Here is an 18,891-nt window from a genome sequence, read left to right on the forward strand (position 1 = left end):
TATTTATGAAAAACAAATATTCATTACTACTGTTCGTTGCATCTTTCAGTATATTTTCATGTCAAGAAAAGGTAGGGTCAATTGAGAAAATGGAAACGGTAGCAAAAGATAGTGTTATCGTTTATGAGGAATATATGGGTGAAGAACCTACAACGCCTGAAGGAACAGAATTCTATGAACCAAAAGTGGCAGTAGTAAAACCTGGTTCAATTGGTGCCCCCCCAAGTGATGCAATTGTGCTTTTTAATGGAACTAATTTAGATAATTGGATTAGTTCTAATGATAGCACAGCGGCTAAGTGGCATGTAAACAAAGATGCTAGTATGACGGTTAATGATAAAACTGGGAATATACAGACCAAGCAAAATTTTGGTGATGTGCAATTGCATATAGAGTGGAAATCTCCTTTGCCTATTCAGTTAGAAGGACAACATAGGGCTAATAGTGGTGTTTTTTTAAATGGAATTTATGAAGTTCAAGTTCTAGATCAGAATGATAATCCTACTTATGTAAATGGGCAGGTTGGTTCTATCTACAAACAACATGTGCCTTTGGCTATGGCTTCAGTACCTACAGGTGAATGGAATACGTATGATATCATTTATCATGCGCCAGAATTTAATGTTGATGGTGGTAAGATAAAATCAGGAGATATCACTGTAATACATAACGGTGTTTTGGTTCAAGATCATATTGAACTTAAGGGTACTACACCATACGTTGGTTGGCCAAAAAATCCGGCACATGGCAAAGGCCCATTATTACTACAAGACCATGGTGATGATAGTCGTGTTAGCTTTCGAAATATTTGGGTTAGAGAGTTATAATTTAATAATTAGTAAAGTTTTAAGGAGTAAACAAGAACTTAATTTTGTTTACTCCTTTATTTATTAAGGATAGGGATATGATTAAAATTAAATTTCACAATTACCTTACCTTTGTCTAAATCTAAAATGTATTCATGATTCAATCGATGACCGGCTTCGGAAAGCATGTAGTTCAATTGCCAAATAAAAAAATAACGGTAGAGATAAAATCACTCAACAGTAAGAGTATCGATTTAAATGCTCGTATGCCTTCTAGTTATCGTGAAAAGGAATTGGAATTAAGAAAACTGGTTGCGAATTCTCTTCAGCGTGGTAAGGTAGATTTTAGCTTGTATGTTGAACTTACGGGTGATGAAACTACTTCTCAGGTAAATGAAGTTGCTGTTAAACAATATATGGAGCAGTTGAAAAAAATAGCTACAGGTGATGATCTTAGGTTGTTAGAAATGGCGCTGCGTTTTCCCGATGCTATGAAAACAGCAAAAGAAGATATTGATGAAGCAGAATACGAAGCAATAAAGCAAGCATTGAAAGGTGCATTGGTTGAGATAAATGAATTCAGGTCAGAAGAAGGTAGTGTATTAGAGAAGGATTTTTTAGATAGGATAGCTTCATTGAATCAATTACTCGAAGAGGTAATAAAAATTGACCCGGAGCGTCAAGGTACTATTCGTGAGCGTTTAGAAAAAGCTGTTCAAGATTTAAAGGCAGATGTAGATGCTAATAGATTTGAGCAGGAGCTTATTTATTATTTGGAAAAATATGATATCACAGAAGAGAAAGTAAGATTAGCCAATCATTTAGATTATTTCGCAAAAACGTTACATTCAGATGATAGCAATGGTAAAAAGCTTGGTTTTATTTCACAGGAAATCGGTCGTGAAATCAATACTATAGGTTCAAAAGCAAATTTTGCGCCAATGCAGCAAATAGTAGTTCAGATGAAAGATGAGCTTGAAAAGATTAAAGAACAAATGTTAAACGTGCTATAGATGAAAGGTGGAAAACTAATAATCTTTTCTGCACCCTCTGGAAGTGGGAAAACAACAATTGTACGACATCTCTTGGCGCAGCCAGAATTAAATTTAGCTTTTTCGGTTTCTGCTACGTCAAGACCAAGAAGGGGCAAAGAGAAAAATAAAGAGCATTACTATTTTATGTCTGTTTCTGAATTTAAAAATCATATTAAGAGCGATGATTTTTTGGAATGGGAAGAAGTCTATCGCGATAATTTTTATGGTACATTAAAAAGTGAAGTAGAACGTCTTTGGGCAGAAGGTAAGAATGTGATTTTTGATATTGATGTTGTGGGTGGACTTCGAATTAAAAAGAAGTTTCCTGAACAAACCTTGGCTGTTTTTGTTAAGCCGCCAAGTGTTGATGAATTAAAGATCAGACTTAAGAAACGAAGTACTGAAAGTGAAGACAAAATAAATATGCGGATTGCAAAGGCTTCCGTTGAGTTAGCTACTGCACCTCAATTTGACAAAATCATCAAAAATTATGATTTAGATGTTGCATTAAAGGAAGCTGTTGATTTGGTGGCTGCATTCATTGAAGATGATAAGGAATAAGAAAGATGAAAAAGGTTGGACTTTATTTTGGCACCTTTAACCCTATTCATATTGGTCATTTGGTCATTGCGAACCACATGGTGGAGTTTTCTAATTTAGATGAGGTTTGGTTCGTTGTAACCCCTCAAAGTCCTTTTAAAACTAAGAAAACACTTTTAGATAATCATCATCGATATGAAATGGTTTATGAAGCTACCAAAGAGTATTCAAAATTAAGACCAAGTAAAATTGAGTTTGATCTTCCCCAGCCAAATTACACGGTGAACACATTAGTCCATCTAGACGAGAAGTATCCTTCTGGTTATAGTTTTTCATTGATTATGGGCGAGGATAATTTAAAAAGCCTACATAAATGGAAAAACTATGAGACCATTTTAGAGAGTTATAATATTTATGTGTATCCAAGAATTTCAAACGGGACTGTTGAATCTCAATTTATGCAACACGACAGAATTCATCGTGTTAATGCTCCGATTATGGAAATATCTTCCACTTTTATAAGAAAAGAACATAAAAACGGTAAAAATATAAAACCCATGTTACCACCCGAAGTTTGGTCGTATATGGATGTAATGAATTTCTATCGTTAGTTTAATAAATTTGCCTTTTGTAGAATGTCAGTAGCCAAAAATTTATCAGCCTTGTTATAGTACCAAGCTCGAACCTTTGGAATTTTAATGCCGTTAACAGTAACCATCTCAGATAACAAGATATACTCCCCATCGTTTTTGCTTTCGTCATGGAAGAATTGGTATACTTCCATAGCGTAGGTTTTTGGGTCGAAATAAAAATACCAAGTATCGGTGCCCACTTCTTTTTCATAACCTGCTTTTAACACAAGATATTCCTTTCCTTTAAAAGTTTTTTTCTGAACTTTTGAATCAATTATAGTTCCTGGATCTTTCAGTTTCATTGGAAGACCATACAAGTAGGTGTAATAGTTCTTCATCATTTTTGCTCTCTCGCACGATATATTTAAACTGTCCTTTATCCTTGGAAATATAGATGTGCTACCGTTCAATTTTAAGGTGCACTCATCTTTGTTTAATTCTGATTCTATAGTGTAATTATCTTTCTTAACTGTAGACATAAAGTAATTGGTAGGTAAATTTAATTCAATTACGGTACTACGAGAACTGCTCTTAGGGCTTTCCATTGTTATGAGCATTTTACCATGGAAAGATTTCCAATTGTCATTTGGATCATGAAATTCTATGGCTTTTTCTAGCAACTCAGCGCCAGTAAGCTCTTGTCCAAACGCATTGATATTTACTAGAAGTGCTATAAATAAAAAAAAGTACCTTATCATTATTCTGTTTTATAATGACAAGGTACTTATATTTTCAGATTTTAAAAATTGCTACTACTTTTTTTGTTGCTCTATAGTAGCAGGTTCTATAGAACTATCGTGTTCATTATGGTATTGTTGTAATAAGTTCATTGTAGAAGTTATTAAATCTTTTGTTTCTAGAAGCAATGAGAAGTATAGTGTCGTATTTTTTGGGCTAGACTCTTCTGTACGTGTTCTGGCTATCTGAGTTTGAATTTTATCAGAAACCATATCGAATAACTCTTCTTTCTGATTTAAAACAAGTCCAATTTGCTCAAAGGATTGATTAGCAAAAGCTGCTTGGGTTTGATTCAAAATTTCTTCAAGCTTTAAATCGATTTGTTTCAACTCCTTTATTTGGTTGTATTTTAATTTTTTATGATTGTTATTGACGTGCTTGTGACTAACTTTTCCTATGTACTCCAAAGATTGAGCTATATCTGTCAAATAGCCAAGTGCATTGATATAGAAGTTACTTGCCCCAACACTATTTTCATCAAGATTTTTGATGAAGTAGAAGATATGGTCTCTTAGGTCATCAATTTCATTTGAGAGTTTCTCTCCCTGTTTTTTATTCTTTTTCAATAGACTAACATCTTGTTTTGCAAGTCCGTTGATGGAGTTCGTATAAATTTTATTTGTTCTTTTTAGAACATTTGAAATGTTCTCGGCACTTTCTATAATTACGCCTTGAATAGAACTACTCTCGGCCCTGTTAAGGGTATCTTCTGCACGAAGTTCTTTGGCTTTTTTGTTGTGAGAAATATAGTTTCTGGCTAATAATAACACAGCTGCAAACAATAGCACAGCTAGCGCAGCACCTTTGCCAAAACTTATTAGTGCTAAAATGATGCCAGATGCTACAAAAGCGATAATTGCTGTACCGAACCATCCACCGATAACGTTAAGCACACCTGCTACTCTATATACAGCACTTTCAGCGCCCCAAGCTCTATCGGCAAGAGATGTACCCATTGCAACCATAAAAGTCACATACGTTGTAGATAATGGTAATTTATAGGATGTAGCTATTGATATCAAAATACCTGCTACCATCAGATTTACAGCAGCACGAACCATATCAAATGCAGGTAGTTCATGAACTTTCTTTTTAGATAAGGAAATTACAGGTTTATCAAATTGTTTGTCAATTTTAGCTTGTAGGGATTTTGGCAATATCTGAGTCAGTATTTCTGAAATGGATATAGCAATACGTACCAAACCTCTTGAAAGAAAATTTGGTTGAAACCGTTCTTTAGTATCTTCTTGACTTGAAAGATCGATTGAGGTTTTAACGACACTTTTTGCTTTGCTGGAAAACCATAAAGTAAGTACCATAATCATACCTGCAATGAACAAAAGCAAGGTTGGAGTTGGAACTTTCTTTGCCAATATACCCATACTAAATTCTGACGCTGCAACACCTGAAGCTACCCATGCTTCATAAGATTGCCAAGCAGCAATTGGTACACCAATAAAGTTCACTAAATCATTACCTGCAAAAGCCAAAGCCAAAGCGAATGTACCGACTCCAATAATTAATTTATAAATATTTGTTTTAGCAAATTTCATTAATATAAAAGAGAGAAGCGACCAAACCAAAAAATTCAGAAGTACTAATACAACTAACTGAGTTTCCAAAAACTCTTTTATGGTAATACCACCAATGATATCATAGCTTTCACCTGCAAAAGCAGTTCCTCCGATACCTTTCATAAGAATGAAGTACGTAATTGATGATAAGGCAAAACCTCCGAACAAGGCACCTACCCAAGTTGGTTTTTTCTCAAAATTATAAGATAAAAGCAATCTTGATACCCATTGTACCAAGGCGCCAATAGAAAAGGCGACGACTACTGAAAGTAATATTCCAAATATAATTTGTATAGCCTTATCGTTGTTGATATAATTAACTACGTCGGTAAAACTTCCATTATCTGCTCCAATTTTAATTAATGACATGGCAACAGCTGCGCCTAATAGTTCAAATACAATCGAGACCGTAGTTGATGTCGGCATTCCTAGAGTGTTAAAGAAATCTAACAACAAAATGTCGGTAATCATTACCGCCATGAAAATGAACATTATTTCATCGAAATAAAACTCACCTGGATTAAAAATTCCTTTTCTTGCAACTTCCATCATGCCGCTTGAAAAAAGTGCTCCTGCAGCGATACCAAAACTGGCAACAATCATTATAGTTTTAAATGAAATGGCTTTAGAACCAATTGCCGAATTCAAAAAATTTACGGCATCGTTACTAACTCCAACAACAAGATCCGCCACAGCCAAAACGGCTAGTGCGATAAGCATTAAAAAATAAATATTGTCCATAATCTAGTACTCTATTAATTTGCAAATATCATTATCGCTATCCGCTGTAATGTTACGTAAAGGTTATTATTTACTAAAAATGTATATCTAACTGCAGTCTGTACATTAAGCCATCTTGACCATCTATTTCAGAAAGGTAGCTTAGGTCTGTCTGAACTTTCAATTTATGTCCTACAATGTATTTAGAAAGTCCTAAGGTATATTGTGCCTGTGGGTTTCTACCTGTAATTTCTTTATCTAGTTTTATGTTCGTAAATCGGCCAGATAATTCCAAATTGTTTTTGAATAAATATCCAGTTTGTAGGTTTATTCCATTGCCCACTTGTACTTCCTGTCCAGTAAGCGAGCCATCTGAATTTATAGCTATAGGATTATCAGCTGTTCTATGGGCATATTCTCCCATGAAAGAAAATCCGTTGTATTTAAACATTGCATCTATAAAAAGTGTGTTGATATCAGTTTCAAAAAAACCTGTATCATTGAACATATAGCTACCTTGATTACTTCTAGTTTTTACTGCGTTTTGATTGCTGTCGAAGGTTGCTGCCACCATTAATTTAGGCGTTTGTTCTCTCTTTTGATCACTACCTTTATACTCACCTTTACTTAAAAATTCTCCAAAAGGAAGTAATTCTAAACGGGTAGTATATTGATGACCCCCGAGATTACCTGTAGTTATATTTCTCCCTTCCCCTTGAGAAACTGCAAATATTTCGCGAACTAAGAATTTTTCAGATATGTTGAATTTATGTCTTAACTGAAAACCCATGTCACGGTCAATATTAAATCTGCTGTTTAATAAGGAGCGATCAACCTGCTGTAAATTACCAGATGAAATTACACGTTCTATATTACCGGGCAATTTTGTTTGGCCGAACCATAATACAAAGTTTTTGTAAAAATTCCACTTAATCACTGCATCAAAAATATATCTTGGTGCGTTACTTGTAAACTGTGAGGCTCCTGAAATATCTCGATTAGAAAGGCCGAGTTCTAGTTTGTATTCTAATTTAGTGGAGTATGCAAATCCACCAAACTTAAGTCGCGCTCTACGGACAAGGAAATTTTGCTCAGGATTTATAAGACCACCATCAACCGCATCCCAATTACTAATTGCCAAGATTTGCATTCTGGCACCCACGTTCATAGTCCAAGTACTATCCTTCCCAACTAAATTGAATAATCCTTTGCCAAAAGATGGAGCGTTTGATTCTTGACTTAAAGAAACGAATGAAATTAAAAAAAATAGGCATAGCCAATGGAAGTTGATTTTCATCAAGTATTAGTTTTTGTCGGCTACAAATTACTTAAACGAATGTTAAGTTAACGTATTCTTAACATTAACTCTTGGAGAAAATATAATTGTTATTGATTTGGCGATTCTTAAAGCTTACGTTTTGTAGGAGCCAATACTTATTAGACATAAAAAAGCTACCTTAGAAAAGGTAGCTTTAAGATTTCAAAAAACTAGTCGACAAAAACTAATAGTATTAGAAATCAGGTTGTCTAAAGACGATAACGAAGATCAAGATTATTAATCACCTTAATGTAATGCTAACATTAAGTAATCTTTAATTTTTTTTAGGGAGATTATTAATTAGAGGAATATGTATAGCTGATTTTAAATTATTTTGATGCTATTTTAGAAGCGGTCGATCCGATTATATTAAATGTTTTAGCCTTAAGACTTGCTTGTATATTTCTTGTTTCGCCAATGGAAACAACTATTGGTAATTCTATAGTTTCATAACCTAAAAACTGTACAATAAGGTTATATGTTCCAGGGGTAAGGTTCTCAAACTCAAAATTACCACGAAAATTCGTGTGTGTAGATAATGAAGTGTTTCTAATAGATACAGTGGCCATTAACAAGGGTTCGTTAAATAGTTCGCCATCTAATATATTTCCTTGTATAGAACTGGTTTCCTGTCCGAAAGAAAAAGAACAAATCATTAACGTAAAAAGAAAAAAAACTTGCTTCATGTGTGCTTTTAATTGCTTTTACAAAGAAACTGTAGCAAGGTTAAATAATTGTTAGGTGTAGATTATTAACGTATATCCTAATGGTTAAGATATTGTACCATTAATCTCTGAATTTGGTTTTCGCTTTCTGTTATGAAATGTCAAAAAATGTATCTTGCAGACTTTAATAGATATTACATGAATTGGGAGCAATTACTTTCTTTACGCAGGCAAGGGGATAAGAATAAACGTTTACGAAACGAACAAGATGAAACTCGATTAGGATTCGATGTTGATTATGATCGAATAATCTTTTCTTCTGCATTTAGAAGTCTACAAGATAAGACTCAAGTTATTCCCCTTTCAAAAACAGATTTTGTACATACTAGATTAACACATAGCTTGGAAGTATCTGTGGTAGGTAGAAGTTTAGGTAGGTTGGCTGGAAAGAAAATTATAGAAAAGCATCCATATTTAAAGGAAGTTCATGGGTATGCTTTCAATGATATTGGTGCAATCGTTGCTGCGGCAGCATTGGCACATGATATTGGTAATCCTCCTTTTGGACATAGTGGTGAAAAAGCAATTGGAGAATATTTTAAAACAGGTAATGGTTTAAAATATAAGAATCAACTTTCTGAAGTAGAATACCAAGATATAATTGATTTTGAAGGTAATGCTAATGGGTTTAGATTAATGACTCAAGATAGAGCAGGAGTGTCTGGTGGGTTACGTCTTAGTTATGCTACTCTGGGTGCTTTTATGAAATACCCAAAAGAATCGCTTCCGAAAAAACCGACCAAGCACATTTGTGATAAAAAATTCGGTTACTTTCAAAGTGAGAAATATAGTTTTGAGGAAATTGCTCAAGATTTAGGTTTACCAACAAGAAGTAATAACGGAACGGTTTCTTACGGTAGGCATCCGTTAACATTTTTAGTGGAAGCTGCCGATGATATTTGCTATACAATTATTGATTTTGAAGACGGTATCAATTTAGGTCTTATCTCTGAGGAATATGCCCTAGAATATCTGATAAAATTGGTAAAAGATACTATAAATACCAATAAGTATAATTCTTTGGAGTATATGGAGGATAGGTTGAGTTACCTACGTGCTCTTGCCATAAACACCTTAATACAAGATGCTGTCTCGATTTTTATTGAAAATGAAGAAAGTATCTTAAATGGTAATTTTGAAGTGTCTTTAATGGATAAAAGTGGTTACAAAGCACAGATTGAAGATATTATAAGCTTGAGCGTTCAAAAAATATATCAATCTCAAGAAGTAGTTGAAAAGGAGATTGCTGGGTATACCATCATTTCCGATATTTTAGATGTATATATTGATGCTTTAATTGGTAAAAAGCTAAACAAAGCCTCTAATTATCATAAACTGATGTTGCGAACGCTACCAGGGTTTTACCAGAAAACTGACAAATCACTTTACGATATACTGTTGAATACATGCTGTTATGTTGCTAGTCTTTCAGACAGTGCTGCCGTACACATTCATAATAAAATTAAAGGAAAACAGCTTTAGAAACCATATAGAATACCGACTGCCAATATTTGCTTGAATTGTATTTTGGGGGTTCCGGCATCCATTATAGTGCCGTTGTCGTTCTTAATGACATCAAAAAGTATATCGTCATCATAAATCATTTGAGTACCTAAGCTGGTACTAATGAATTTATTCACTTTCATATTAAGGTTGAGTTCCCAGTCTACATCAATATTACCAAAACTTTTAATATAGTCGGTATAGAGATTGAGCCTACTGGTTAACTCAATATTATCGGCAATGCTGTAATTGAAATTATTAGTGATAAGTATACCCAACTCTAATAAATGATTTTCTCCAGGAGTTATTACATTTCCGTCAGCATCCAACACTGCCTCATTTACACCGAAGGCACCATTATCAGCCAAATCTTGATCTAATACAAAGGTTGATTTTTGTGTTAGGGGAGATAAATACAAATTGAATTTTTCATCTTTTGTAATAAACGAGGTACCTGCACCGAACAATAGATAACCTGGTGCCATAAACCTCGAAATTGGAGTTTCTCTATCAGGATACTTATAACCGTTAGAAAATTGTGTATTAAAATTGAGCTGTACCGAATAAAACCACTTACTAATAGTGTCTTTTCGAAATCCTAAATTCGAACTTAAACGAATTACATCTTCTGTTTTTCTAAGTTTTCTTCCATCCTGTGCATTAAGACCATAGCGTAGCTCTAAATTATTATCCCACTGAAAATTGCTGAATTTATATTTTCGGGCAAATTTTAAAAACCCCAGACCACTAACAGCATTATCACCCCCAGCATTCCAATTAACAAAAGCCACTTCACTTATATTTATACCGAAACTATTCTCATTTTCCCAAAATGAGGGTACTCTAAATCGTTGAAAACCTTTTTGTAGGGTTTTGGTCTTATTAAAATCGATATTAGGAATTTTTAGATTTACATCTTTTCTAGGAGAATATATTTTATCTACCGTTCTACGAATAACAATGGTATCGACAACAACACTATCAACAACCACACTATCTACTAAGATGGGTGCAGGAATTGTGTCTTGACCAAATGACCAAAATGATACTAAAAGAAGTAATGGGACTATGAACTTAATGGGTTGCGAAAGTATTTTTCTCATAGAAACTGTTGTACATATTTTTTTACGGACATCTTATCTATTCCTGCTTTTTTATATAGTATTTCGGTATTACCGTGTGGAATAAAAAAATCAGGAATGCCAAATATCTTAATAATTTTATTGATTCCAATATTATTTGTGAATTCTAATACGGCTGTACCAAATCCGCCAATGGCAGAACTATCTTCTAAAGTAATGATATGGTCAAATTTCCCAACGATTTCTTTTAATAAACTTGCATCTAATGGTTTAATAAACGGAAAGTTATAATGTGCAATAATGGACTCTTGATCAATTTCATTAATAATTTCAGTTACTATATTACCAATGGGTCCTGTGGTGAGAATGGCAATTTTACTGCCTTCTTTTAGAAGTTCTGCTTTACCTATAGTCAGTTTTTTCATAGACTGTTGCCAGTTTATGATTGTACCTCTTCCTCTTGGATAACGTATTGCAATAGGGTGGTTAAGACCTAATTGAGCAGTATACATTATGTTTCTTAGTTCAATTTCGTTTAAGGGTGAGCAAACTATAAGGTTTGGAATACACCTTAAGTAAGCAATATCAAAAACGCCATGATGTGTTGGGCCATCTTCGCCTACCAACCCTGCTCGGTCCAAGCAGAAAATAACAGGTAGATTCTGTATGGCGACATCATGAATAACTTGGTCATAAGCTCGTTGTAAAAAGGTGGAATAAATATTACAAAATGGTATAAGACCATCAGCAGCCATACCTGCAGCAATTGTTACCGCGTGTTGTTCTGCTATACCGACATCAAAGGCTCTTTCTGGAATGGCATCCATCATAAATTTTAATGAGCTTCCCGTTGGCATAGCAGGGGTAATGCCTACAATTTTTTCATTTTTCAATGCCAATTCTACCAAGGTCTTTCCGAAGACATCTTGATATTTTGGAGCTTGTTGTTGTGGTTCTTTCTTTTGAAGCTCACCAGTCTGCTTGTCAAATTTACCTGGTGCATGGTAAACTACTTGATTTTCTTCAGCACTTTTAAGTCCTTTCCCTTTAGTGGTGATGATATGTAATAACTTGGGACCTTCAATCTTTTGTAAACCTTGTAATTCTTTAATCAATAATGGTAGGTCATGACCATCGATGGGCCCTGTATAATGAAAATTAAGGCATTCAAAGATATTTTCTTCTTTTGCTGTACCTGTTTTTACATTAGTCAAGTATTTTTTTAATGCGCCAACACTTGGGTCAATGCCCATGGCATTATCGTTTAACACCACCAAAATATTAGCATTGGTTACGCCTGCATGATTTAATCCTTCAAATGCCATACCACTGGCTATCGAAGCATCGCCAATGACGGCAATATGTTGTCTTTGTATATTTCCTTGTAATTGGGCTGATAGTGCCATGCCCAAGAGTGCTGAAATAGAGGTAGAACTGTGGCCGGTGCCAAAAGCGTCATAAATGCTTTCTTCCATTTTTGGAAAACCACTAATACCACCAAATTGCCTATTGGTGTCAAATATTGATTTTCTCCCAGTTAGTATTTTGTGTCCGTAAGCTTGATGGCCTACATCCCATATTAATTTATCAATAGGTGTGTTGAATACATAATGAAGTGCAATTGTTAATTCTACTACGCCCAAACTTGCGCCTAAATGACCTTCTTTTACTGAAACAATGTCTATGATAAATTCACGAAGTTCAATAGTTAATTGCTCTAAATCTTTAATGTTTAAAGTTTTGAGGTCTTGAGGAGTATTGATATGTTCTAGAATCGCTTTCAAATTACGTTGGTAATGGACAACAAAAATACTTTTTTAAAAATGAAACTATCGTATTTTTGAGGCTATGGTTTTACCTTATGATGATGCTTATTTTATGAAAAAGGCGCTTCAAGAAGCAGAATATGCTTTAGAAGCTGGCGAAGTGCCGGTAGGCGCTGTAATTGTAGTGCAAGACCGAATTATTGCAAGAGCACATAACCTTACCGAAAAATTGACCGATGTTACGGCACATGCAGAAATGCAAGCGATTACATCGGCTTCTAATTTTATAGGTGGAAAGTACTTGAAAGATTGCACACTATATGTTACTCTAGAGCCGTGCCAAATGTGTGCCGGTGCTTTGTATTGGAGCCAGATTGGTAAAATAGTCTTTGGTGCGACAGATTTACAACGTGGTTGTGGAGTAATGGGAACAACATTGCACCCAAAAACAAAGATTATGGGCGGTATTTTGGAAGATGAGGCTGCTTCTTTACTACAACAGTTTTTTCAAAAAAAAAGAAAGTAGCTTCTGTATGTTGAAACAAATAACTACGCTTTTGCGTGGTTAAATTGATTTTAGGCAAAAAAGAATATTTTTATAGTACTTGCACCTGTCCGGCAACTGTACCTTTTCTTCCTTCTTCTTCTTCATAATTCACTTTATCTCCTTCTCTAATTTCTGTTCCATGTAATGCTGTGGCATGAACAAAAATATCTTTTCCGGTTTCTTCATTGGTAATAAACCCAAATCCTTTAGATTCATTGTAAAATTTGACGGTGCCAATCATTGTATTAAAAATTTAATATTAACACTCTAATTTACAATATTTTAAGATTGATTGGTAGGAAATAGAACTATAAATTTGTTGGAGTATCTTGATTATCAGTCTTTCTAGGTTTTTTTCCTTGCATTTTTCGAACGTTTTCATCTGTCAACATATAATCATTGAACTTTTTGCCTTTACTCTCTTTAATTAAGAATAGTGGCATGGCAAGTAAAAACAACCCTAACGTGCCAGAACCAATATATTTGTTAGCGATATCAGCTTGTCCATCCTCCAAATTAAATCCGTAAATAATTAATCCGATAGAAATAAGTGTAATTATAGTAATTAGGTATTTCATGTCTTTAGTTTTTAAAATCCCATAGAGTCTTGTTCGTTCGATTACTTGGTGAATTTTATCAGTTCTCTTCGGTAGGCGGTCAATAATTTAGATTTCGATACGAAGCCCATATATTTTCCATTCTTAACCACTGGAAGGTTCCATGCACCACTATCTTGAAATTTCTGCATAACAATTTGCATGCTGTCAATACCATAATAAATATGGTCAGGGGCCTTGTGGGTGAATGCCTCAACCTTGGTTGTCGTGTATAATTTAGTGTCGAACATAAACTCTCTTATATCATCGAGTAATATAATACCTAGAAATTTAAGGTTGGTATCAACAACTGGGAAAATATTTCGAGTTGACTTTGCAACGGAGTCGTGTAACATTTCGCCCAAGGTCATCTCTGGATGTACAATTTTAAAATTAGTTTCTATAACAGTATCTAGGTCCATAAGGGTAAGGACCGCATGGTCTTTGTTGTGTGTTAATAAATCTCCAGTTTCTGCTAGTTCTCTTGTGTAAATAGTATAATCAATGGTGTTTTTTGTAATGATATATGAAATAGATGATGTTATCATTAAAGGAACGAAAAGTGCATAACCGCCTGTAATTTCAGCAATAAGGAATATCGCCGTAAGTGGCGCGTGCTGAACCCCAGCAATAAGACCTGCCATACCTATTAATGTGAAATTACTTTCAGATACTGAAAACCCTAATCCGGAATTGTTAATGAGTTTTGCGACTACATTTCCTAATGCACTACCCATTACCATAGTAGGGATGAATATACCACCGGCACCACCGGCCGCTAATGTAGTGGTCATTGCCACTGCCTTGAAAATAGTAATGCCAAACAGGAGCGCTATTACGACCCAAATATTACCGATATAGGCATCAAAAGGCGTTTTGCCTAAAGCTTGAATGTGGTCGCCAACAAGAAGATTATTAATGAACACAAATCCTTCACCATACAAAGGAGGAATCATATATAACATAATACCTATCGCTAGACCACCGACTAAGAGACGATATTTCGGACTCTTTAATGGTTTAAAAAGGTTGATAATACCAAAGTACATTTTAGTAAAGTAAATAGAAGCTATTGCGGTACCTACACCTAAGAGTATATAGAACAAAGTGTCTTTAACTTCGAAAGGTTCGGTTATCGAAAAATTGAATAAAACCTCGTTGCCCATAAAAAAATAAGAGGTGAGTACACCACTGATGGAAGCTAGTAATAAGGGTAGCATTGATATCATGGTCAAATCTAGACTGAATACTTCGACCGCAAATATTATGGCTGCAATGGGTGATTGAAAAATGGATGATATGGCACCTGCTGATGCGCAGGCAATTAATAAAGAACGCGTTTTCGAATTAATATGAAACAGCCTCCCAAGATTAGAACTTATGGCTGCTCCCGTTGCAACTGCCGGGCCCAATAACCCAACAGAACCACCAAAACCTACAGTTAAGGGAGCTATGATTAATTGTGTATAGACTTGCTTAACATCAATATTTCCCTTGTTCTTTGATAAAGAAAATAGTATGGAAGATACTGCATGCTTCAATTTCTCTTTATGAATAAATTTTACATAGAGATAAACAAAGGTGAGACCGATTATTGGGAGAATAAAATACAGTTGGTTACTAGAGAAGATGACACCTTTTTCTAGAGATGCCTCAATAAAATAGGTAATGTTTTTTAACGTTACTGAGGCTAAACCAGCTAAAAGACCAACTGCAACGCTTAAGATATAGATAAAAGTCTTCTGGGAGATATGTTTATACCTCCACTTATAAATACGCCTTAGAAATTTATTTTTTTGAATGGGCATGTTGTAGCCAAATCATTAATGGCATTCAAAGGTATTTAATTACTAGCTATGATTTTTGATTTAAGCTCTTCTAAATCTTCTAGATAAATTTGGCGTAAAGTTTCTACGTAGCCTCTATTAATAAAGTAGCCATTTTTGAAATCTACAATGGCATTATTTATCATTGCCAAAGCCTCTTTCTTGTTTCCTTTATTTAGTAAGATGAAAGATTTATAATATTTAGCATCTGCAGATTGCTTGAAATAATGGATAACCCTATCAAAATCTTCCACTGCTTTCTTTTGATTTCCAGATTCGTAATAGGCGATACCTCTATATAGAAACGCCTCTAATTCTACCCAGTCTTCACCAGAGTCTTCAGTTTCTTTGGTAATATGTTTATCCCAATACGAAATTGAATTTTCATAATCTTTTGCTCCTAAATAAGCAATGCCACGCCAAAAATCAACACTGTGCCCTTGTGGATAATCTAAATAAGGGGTTATCGTGTCCGATGCGTTGAAATCTGCGATTGCTTTTTTGTAATCTCTGTAGAACCATAGGTAGAGGTAACCTCGCCAAGGTATGCGCTGTTCTGGGTTTAGTTCTACAGCTTTATTATATTGTGGCAGCCATTTATGTGGTAATCCGCGTTTAAGGTCTGCCACAGAAAGCTCATAAACCCCAGGTTCATAAGTTGGGTCAATTATTACGGCCTCAGCAATTCCATTTTGAAAAGCTGTTGAACCTTGGGTATAGAATATTGCGTCCTTATACCTTTCTTCGGCCAAGGATCTAACGTCAGGTTTACCTTTATTCATATTACAAGAGATGAATAAAGTGAAAATCAAAATACTAAGGAACAATTTCGACCACTTTTCCATTTTCTATTCGGTATGAGACATACATATAATAATTACTAGACTTCTCGTGAAAATCAAGTTCTTTCCAGTTTTGGGGCATTGCAGTAAATGTAAAGAGAGAATCTACCATCTGTGGATTTAGTTTTGTTTCCTCTAAATCGAGATTCATTTGGATAATTTCAAACCAACCAGCATTTCCATCACAATTTACAAGAAATCGAAAGTTCAAATACCCAGAATCGTTGAATTTGTCGCCAGAATAATTTTCTGTTAAAGCTGTACGGAATTGTTTTTTGGTACCCGCATATGCCTTTAGACTTGCACTACTGTAGGTATGATAAATATTACCTCCGTCACATAAGGTGTATACATCATTTAATAATGCTTTTTCTTGGCCTATATAACCAATATAATTTTTATAAGGTTTATCGGTAGAATTGTAATCTCTTTTGAACTTAAAATAAAAGTAGCCGGCTGCAGAACCAATTATCAGCACTATTCCTAGTAAGCTATAAAGTAAAATTTTCACCCATTTTTTCACTTAGTGAATTTAACGAAAAATATTTTACACGGTTTAAGTGGTTATTTCAGAATAACGTAAGGGTGGCTTAGACAGAAAACAAAAAAATCCTGCACTAGGCAGGATTTTTAACTATTATTTTATCAGTATTAACTATTCTTGAATATCCAACTTCAAATTTAATTCTTTCAATTGTGCAGCATCAATAGCAGCGGGTGCGTCAATCATTACATCTCTACCACTGTTGTTTTTAGGGAAGGCGATGAAATCTCTGATGGTTTCTTGTCCGCCTAAAATTGCAACGAGTCTGTCTAAACCAAAAGCGAGTCCGCCATGTGGTGGCGCGCCGTATTGGAAAGCATCCATCAAAAAGCCGAATTGTGCTTTTGCTTCTTCAGGCGTGAAACCTAAATGCTTGAACATGGTTGCTTGTGTTTCTTTATCGTGAATACGAATAGATCCACCACCAATTTCATTACCGTTTAAAACAAGGTCATATGCATTTGCTCGTACTGCACCTGGGTCAGAATCTAATAATTCTAATTGACCGGGTTTAGGTGACGTAAATGGGTGGTGCATTGCATGGTAATGTCCTGTTTCTTCATCTAATTCTAATAATGGGAAATCTACGACCCATAACGGAGCAAATTCGTTCGGTTTTCTAAGTCCGAGTCTAGTGGCCATTTCCATTCTAAGTGCACTTAATTGTGTTCTTGTTTTATTGGCATCACCAGATAGTACACAAATAAGGTCTCCTGGTTTAGCTCCAGTCGTTTCTGCCCATTTTGCTAAATCTTCTTGGTCGTAGAATTTATCAACGGTAGATTTGAAACTTCCATCAGCATTACATTTAACGTAGACCATACCTTTGGCACCAACTTGCGGGCGCTTTACCCAGTCCACTAATTTATCCAATTCTTTTCTAGTGTATTCTGCTGCACCGGGTACGGCAATACCAACCACTAATTCTGCGGAATTAAAAACGCCAAATTCTTTATGTTGAGCGATGGTATTCAATTCCCCGAATTCCATACCAAAGCGAATATCGGGTTTGTCGTTCCCATATTTTGCCATAGCATCGTCATAGGTCATCCGTGGAAAAGAATCGATTTCAACACCATTAACTTCTTTTAAAAGATATTTGGTTAAATCTTCGAATACGTTAAGGATATCTTCTTGCTCAACAAAGGCCATTTCACAATCTATCTGTGTAAATTCTGGCTGTCTATCTGCACGTAAATCTTCATCTCTAAAGCATTTTACAATTTGAAAGTATTTGTCCATACCACCTACCATCAATAATTGCTTGAAGGTTTGTGGTGATTGTGGCAAGGCATAAAATTGACCTTCGTTCATTCTACTAGGTACTACGAAATCTCGTGCGCCTTCTGGTGTAGATTTTATTAAATATGGAGTTTCAACTTCTATAAAACCTTGGTTCGATAGAAATTTTCTCACTTCCATAGTTACCTTACTTCTAAAGATGAGGTTATTCTTTACCGGATTTCTACGGATATCAAGATATCGATATTTCATACGAAGATCTTCACCTCCGTCAGTTTCATTTTCAATGGTAAATGGGGGAGTCTTAGATTTATTTAAAACGGTAAGTTTAGAAACTAAAACTTCTATATTACCTGTCGGTATATTAGTATTTTTTGAAGCTCTTTCAATAACCTCCCCGGTAATTTGCACTACAAATTCACGGCCTAAATCTCTTGCTTGCGCCAATAATTCTTTTGAGGAACGGTCTTCATCTAAAACAAGTTGTGTAATGCCATAACGATCTCTTAAATCTACCCAAACTACAAAACCTTTATCTCTAGTCTTGGCTACCCAACCAGATAGTGTAACTGTTTTGCCAATGTGTGATTCTCTTAACTCCCCGCAGGAATGGCTTCTATACATAATACTTGCTTTAATGAAAGGGCAAATTTAAGAAGTCTATTTCATTATAGATCTATATACAATGCAGGTTTTGTATCATTAAGAGGAATCTTGGTGAAAATTTATTAAATTAGATAAAACATTAAAAAACAACAGTTTATGGGTTTAATGTAAATTTAACGTTAATTAAAAGTTATGTAAACATTGATTTATTTAGAAATAAACTTATATTTGTTACGTTATCGTTAAGCAA

At 34.8% G+C, this 18,891-nt stretch carries 18 protein-coding genes; 6 read left to right on the forward strand and 12 right to left on the reverse strand.

Features of this window, described 5'->3' with window-relative positions:
* Positions 1-5 precede the first annotated feature (5 nt).
* From AAC084_RS12580 to nadD, 4 genes are all read left to right on the forward strand, one after another.
* Positions 6-827, forward strand: coding sequence for a DUF1080 domain-containing protein (locus AAC084_RS12580; protein WP_339840560.1), 822 nt, complete (start codon positions 6-8; stop codon positions 825-827).
* Between the two features lie 134 nt (positions 828-961).
* Positions 962-1,819, forward strand: coding sequence for a YicC/YloC family endoribonuclease (locus tag AAC084_RS12585; RefSeq protein WP_339840561.1), 858 nt, complete (start codon positions 962-964; stop codon positions 1,817-1,819).
* Positions 1,820-2,401 carry a guanylate kinase gene (gmk, locus tag AAC084_RS12590; protein WP_339840562.1) on the forward strand — a complete coding sequence of 194 codons (582 nt, stop codon included), beginning with the start codon at positions 1,820-1,822 and terminating at the stop codon, positions 2,399-2,401.
* Between the two features lie 5 nt (positions 2,402-2,406).
* On the forward strand, positions 2,407-2,991 hold the full coding sequence (nadD, locus tag AAC084_RS12595; RefSeq protein ID WP_339840563.1) for a nicotinate (nicotinamide) nucleotide adenylyltransferase: 585 nt from the start codon (positions 2,407-2,409) through the stop codon (positions 2,989-2,991).
* Here the strand turns inward: nadD and AAC084_RS12600 are convergent.
* The 4 genes from AAC084_RS12600 to AAC084_RS12615 form a co-directional block, all read right to left on the reverse strand.
* Positions 2,988-3,710: a DUF6503 family protein gene (locus AAC084_RS12600; RefSeq protein ID WP_339840564.1), complete on the reverse strand. Its 723-nt coding sequence runs from the start codon at positions 3,708-3,710 to the stop codon at positions 2,988-2,990. The genes nadD and AAC084_RS12600 overlap by 4 nt on opposite strands.
* 54 nt (positions 3,711-3,764) lie before the next feature.
* Positions 3,765-6,065, reverse strand: a complete 2,301-nt coding sequence (locus AAC084_RS12605; RefSeq protein ID WP_339840565.1) for an inorganic phosphate transporter — start codon at positions 6,063-6,065, stop codon at positions 3,765-3,767.
* Between the two features lie 73 nt (positions 6,066-6,138).
* Positions 6,139-7,341: a porin gene (locus AAC084_RS12610; RefSeq protein WP_339840566.1), complete on the reverse strand. Its 1,203-nt coding sequence runs from the start codon at positions 7,339-7,341 to the stop codon at positions 6,139-6,141.
* A gap of 350 nt (positions 7,342-7,691) precedes the next feature.
* The gene (locus AAC084_RS12615; protein WP_339840567.1) at positions 7,692-8,048 is read right to left on the reverse strand and encodes a carboxypeptidase-like regulatory domain-containing protein; all 357 of its coding nucleotides are present in this window, start codon (positions 8,046-8,048) and stop codon (positions 7,692-7,694) included.
* A gap of 177 nt (positions 8,049-8,225) precedes the next feature.
* On the opposite strand from AAC084_RS12615, the gene AAC084_RS12620 reads away from it, so the two are divergent.
* Complete coding sequence (locus AAC084_RS12620; RefSeq protein WP_339840630.1) at positions 8,226-9,569, forward strand: deoxyguanosinetriphosphate triphosphohydrolase; 1,344 nt, start codon at positions 8,226-8,228, stop codon at positions 9,567-9,569.
* Here AAC084_RS12620 and AAC084_RS12625 read toward each other — a convergent pair.
* Positions 9,566-10,693, reverse strand: a complete 1,128-nt coding sequence (locus AAC084_RS12625; RefSeq protein WP_339840568.1) for a DUF3078 domain-containing protein — start codon at positions 10,691-10,693, stop codon at positions 9,566-9,568. The two genes, AAC084_RS12620 and AAC084_RS12625, sit on opposite strands and share 4 nt — an antisense overlap.
* The gene (locus tag AAC084_RS12630; protein ID WP_339840569.1) at positions 10,690-12,456 is read right to left on the reverse strand and encodes a 1-deoxy-D-xylulose-5-phosphate synthase; all 1,767 of its coding nucleotides are present in this window, start codon (positions 12,454-12,456) and stop codon (positions 10,690-10,692) included. The genes AAC084_RS12625 and AAC084_RS12630 overlap by 4 nt, the downstream gene beginning before the upstream one ends.
* A 64-nt stretch (positions 12,457-12,520) precedes the next feature.
* On the opposite strand from AAC084_RS12630, the gene AAC084_RS12635 reads away from it, so the two are divergent.
* Positions 12,521-12,964: a nucleoside deaminase gene (locus tag AAC084_RS12635; RefSeq protein ID WP_339840570.1), complete on the forward strand. Its 444-nt coding sequence runs from the start codon at positions 12,521-12,523 to the stop codon at positions 12,962-12,964.
* A 70-nt stretch (positions 12,965-13,034) separates the two neighbouring features.
* Here AAC084_RS12635 and AAC084_RS12640 read toward each other — a convergent pair whose 3' ends face one another.
* The 6 genes from AAC084_RS12640 to aspS all read right to left on the reverse strand — a co-directional run bounded on the left by AAC084_RS12640 (position 13,035) and on the right by aspS (position 18,659).
* On the reverse strand, positions 13,035-13,226 hold the full coding sequence (locus tag AAC084_RS12640; protein ID WP_335635767.1) for a cold-shock protein: 192 nt from the start codon (positions 13,224-13,226) through the stop codon (positions 13,035-13,037).
* A gap of 67 nt (positions 13,227-13,293) precedes the next feature.
* Positions 13,294-13,563: a hypothetical protein gene (locus tag AAC084_RS12645; RefSeq protein WP_339840571.1), complete on the reverse strand. Its 270-nt coding sequence runs from the start codon at positions 13,561-13,563 to the stop codon at positions 13,294-13,296.
* A gap of 41 nt (positions 13,564-13,604) precedes the next feature.
* A complete protein-coding gene (locus tag AAC084_RS12650; RefSeq protein WP_339840572.1) occupies positions 13,605-15,389 on the reverse strand; it encodes a chloride channel protein in 1,785 nt (594 codons plus the stop codon).
* A gap of 35 nt (positions 15,390-15,424) precedes the next feature.
* Positions 15,425-16,189 carry a tetratricopeptide repeat protein gene (locus tag AAC084_RS12655; RefSeq protein ID WP_339840573.1) on the reverse strand — a complete coding sequence of 255 codons (765 nt, stop codon included), beginning with the start codon at positions 16,187-16,189 and terminating at the stop codon, positions 15,425-15,427.
* 34 nt (positions 16,190-16,223) lie between these two features.
* On the reverse strand, positions 16,224-16,772 hold the full coding sequence (locus AAC084_RS12660) for a hypothetical protein (RefSeq protein ID WP_339840574.1): 549 nt from the start codon (positions 16,770-16,772) through the stop codon (positions 16,224-16,226).
* A 132-nt stretch (positions 16,773-16,904) separates the two neighbouring features.
* A complete protein-coding gene (aspS, locus tag AAC084_RS12665; protein WP_339840575.1) occupies positions 16,905-18,659 on the reverse strand; it encodes an aspartate--tRNA ligase in 1,755 nt (584 codons plus the stop codon).
* Positions 18,660-18,891: the final 232 nt, after the last annotated feature.

The sequence above is a fragment of the uncultured Maribacter sp. genome, assembly GCF_963977385.1.
GTDB lineage: Bacteria > Bacteroidota > Bacteroidia > Flavobacteriales > Flavobacteriaceae > Maribacter.